Origin of the sequence: Methanobrevibacter sp. (genome assembly GCF_045120835.1) — an archaeon.
Classification (GTDB): Archaea; Methanobacteriota; Methanobacteria; order Methanobacteriales; family Methanobacteriaceae; genus Methanocatella.
Genome location: NZ_JBGVFE010000015.1, coordinates 1 through 2,750, shown reverse-complemented (window position 1 = coordinate 2,750; position 2,750 = coordinate 1). Strand labels below are relative to the sequence as shown.

The window sequence follows — 2,750 nt, the reverse complement described above, 5'->3', positions numbered from 1 at the left end:
TCAGTTATAAAGGCCATTATTATTCAAGAAGTGGGGCGCTAATCAAGAGTTGAAAGGTGCTGCACTTGATAGATATATGATGAGGACTCTGGGAAAGACTTGGGATGGTGTGCCTGTTCCATATCTCTATGCTTAAGATCTCGATAATGCTACTTTTGACTTATTCCGTAAATATGCTAAACGTAGCGGCCGAATGACTGATGCTGATCTTCAAGATGATAACAAGGGACTCCTTGATAAGTTACGCTTATTTGAAGGACCTTATCTGAAGAGGGCAGCAGCTCTGACATTTCATCCGGATCCGGAGAAGTTTGTGACTGGTGCATTTGTGAAAATCGGTTATTTCCGTGGAACCGTTGATTTGATTTATCAGGATGAAGTTCATGGCAATTTGTTTCATCAAGTAAAGCAAACCCTTGAATTTCTTACTACGAAATATCTCCGAGCTTTAATCAGTTACGAGGGCATTCAGAGAGTCGAAAGTCTTCCTATGCCACGAGAAGCTCTTAGAGAAGCCCTTTTGAATAGTGTGGTTCATAAATCATACGAATCTAATAGTGCTATTCAGATTGCTGTCTTCGATGACAGATTGGAAATTTACAATTCTGCAGTTCTTCCGGAAGACTGGACGATAGAGGATTTTTTGACATCTCATCGTAGCCGTCCATATAATCCAGATGTTGCTAATGTGTTTTTCCGTGCCGGCGAGATAGAATCTTGGGGACGTGGCATTCAACGTATAATTGAGTCTTGTCAGGATGAAGGATGTCCAGCTCCAACATTTGAATATAGGGCCGGTGGTATTTGGACTACTTTCCATTTTGGGGAGGAATATATGAAAGGTGTTGGATTGCATTCAGGCAGTGATGTCGTAGAAAATGTCGTAGAAAATGTCGTAGAAAATGTCGTTAAACGATCAGACAAAATAATAGATCTGTTAAAATACGATAGTACATTAGGTGCCAGCCAAATAGCAAAACAATTTGGGGTTACCTCCCGTACAATTCAAAGAGATCTAGAAAAGCTGTCGAAAGAAGGCCGCATTAAACGTGTCGGACCGGATAAAGGTGGTTATTGGGAAGTGTTGGATAAATAGAGTAAACTCAATCTGGCAAAATATTTGGAAGTGCATCCATCTGATGTTAAACGTGGTCTTGTGAATGGACTTGGCTACGATTTGACACATCCTTGTATTTTATGTGGAGGAAGATATTGAAGGGTAAATAATAATCAATAATAAGAATGGATGCAGTTAAAGAATTGGATTCGCTGATCGAGATGATGAGGGATCTGTTGGAAATGCCGGGAAATCCAGGGTATAAAACTCCGGAGTATCGTGAGTTTCATGAAAAGTTAACGCATTTTATTTTTCGGAATCATTTGGATGAGACCGAGGAGTGGAATGTTATACATCAGAATCTGATATACAAGTCCACTCAATATATGGTAACCAAGGAAGCTGATACAATATTGCTTTGTCTTGAAAGTCTCAAATGTGTTTTGTTGAAAAAGACATACGAACCATTCTGGCAATACATTCATCCATATATCTATTCGGTATCTAAAGACCGGTTCAATAATGAACTTTATGCAGACTCGATTGAGGCAGCCTTTAAAGAACTTAATGTAAGGGTTAAAAGATTAGTAAAAAAGCATAAAGATGTTGAGTATGATGGAGCAGATTTGATGAGGAAATGTTTTTCTGAGAACAGCCCTGTTCTGACAATAACAGATATGGATACAGAGAGCGGACGTAATGTCCAAAAGGGCTATATGGAGATGTTTGCCGGAGCGATGATTGGCATCAGAAATCCCAAAGCTCATTCGAATCAGCGGATCACTAGGGAAGATGCTGTAAGAAAGCTTCATTTTGCAAGTCTTTTAATGTATAAGGTAGATCAAGCAATTTATAATACCGGTATTATTGAATAAAACAATATAATTATGTCCAACGAGAGAACAGGAGTAGATAGGGTGCTGGATTGGATCGTGCCGATCAGGGATCAGTCGCAAAAGTATGTGTTTCTATAAATAAGTGATACCTTTGTGCAGATATATAAACACAAAGGTTATGACAGACGAACAGAAAATACTTTTAGCATTAGTCAAGTTGATGTTTCCACGTGAGATGTTGGATTATTTTGAAGTTGTAGGTTTTGAACTTCATGAAGATAGTATCAGTGTTCGTCTGGATGAACGCGATCGTATTCTTAAGAAGAAATCTGGTCACACATATGTAAAGAATGGCTTTCTTCCGGAAAGTCGCATCACCGATTTTCCTATCCGTGACAAGCGTGCGACGCTGATTGTCAGGCGTAGACGCTGGAAGGATGATAAGACTGGCGAGATAGTGAGCAACGACTACGAACTTGTTGCAAAAGGCACACGGCACTCGAAGGAGTTTGCCGCTTTTTTAAAAGGAGTTCTTGGATCAATACCCGATAGCGGCTTCTTCGCTTGAGAAATACTATCACATAAACGGCAAGCAGTTCGAACGTCAATACAAAGACCATCTGAGCGGTTATCGTGAATGGGAGACTCATGAGGGTGCCCATGCTGAACGGTATCTTATATTCCCGGCGAACATAGGTCCTCGTTTAAGCATTGATGAGACAAGTCTCAGTGATGGTGAATTATACACTATAGTCACTAACAAGGATGCACATGGTGGCAAGGGTGCGATAGTCGCAATCATCGCTGGCACAAAGGCTTGGGACATTGCTGAGATACTCTGGCTTATACCATTGGAA

3 protein-coding genes and 1 pseudogene are annotated in these 2,750 nt (G+C 40.3%); all 4 read left to right on the top strand.

What is annotated here, in order from left to right:
- The first annotated feature begins 193 nt into the window (after window positions 1-193).
- The gene (locus ACJMLO_RS01825; RefSeq protein ID WP_405293348.1) at window positions 194-1,096 is read left to right on the top strand and encodes an ATP-binding protein; all 903 of its coding nucleotides are present in this window, start codon (window positions 194-196) and stop codon (window positions 1,094-1,096) included.
- Between the two features lie 182 nt (window positions 1,097-1,278).
- Window positions 1,279-1,932: a TIGR02391 family protein gene (locus ACJMLO_RS01820; protein WP_405293346.1), complete on the top strand. Its 654-nt coding sequence runs from the start codon at window positions 1,279-1,281 to the stop codon at window positions 1,930-1,932.
- 139 nt (window positions 1,933-2,071) lie between these two features.
- Window positions 2,072-2,461, top strand: coding sequence for a hypothetical protein (locus tag ACJMLO_RS01815; protein ID WP_405293344.1), 390 nt, complete (start codon window positions 2,072-2,074; stop codon window positions 2,459-2,461).
- A pseudogene (locus ACJMLO_RS01810) lies at window positions 2,427-2,750 on the top strand (hypothetical protein); the annotation flags it as partial. The gene ACJMLO_RS01815 and the pseudogene ACJMLO_RS01810, both read left to right, overlap by 35 nt.

Bases quoted from the DNA above. Each gene is read 5' to 3' on its own strand.
- ACJMLO_RS01825 (WP_405293348.1), top strand. From the start codon at position 194: ATGACTGATGCTGATCTTCAAGATGATAACAAGGGACTCCTTGATAAG.
- ACJMLO_RS01820 (WP_405293346.1), top strand. From the start codon at position 1,279: ATGATGAGGGATCTGTTGGAAATGCCGGGAAATCCAGGGTATAAAACT.
- ACJMLO_RS01815 (WP_405293344.1), top strand. From the start codon at position 2,072: ATGACAGACGAACAGAAAATACTTTTAGCATTAGTCAAGTTGATGTTT.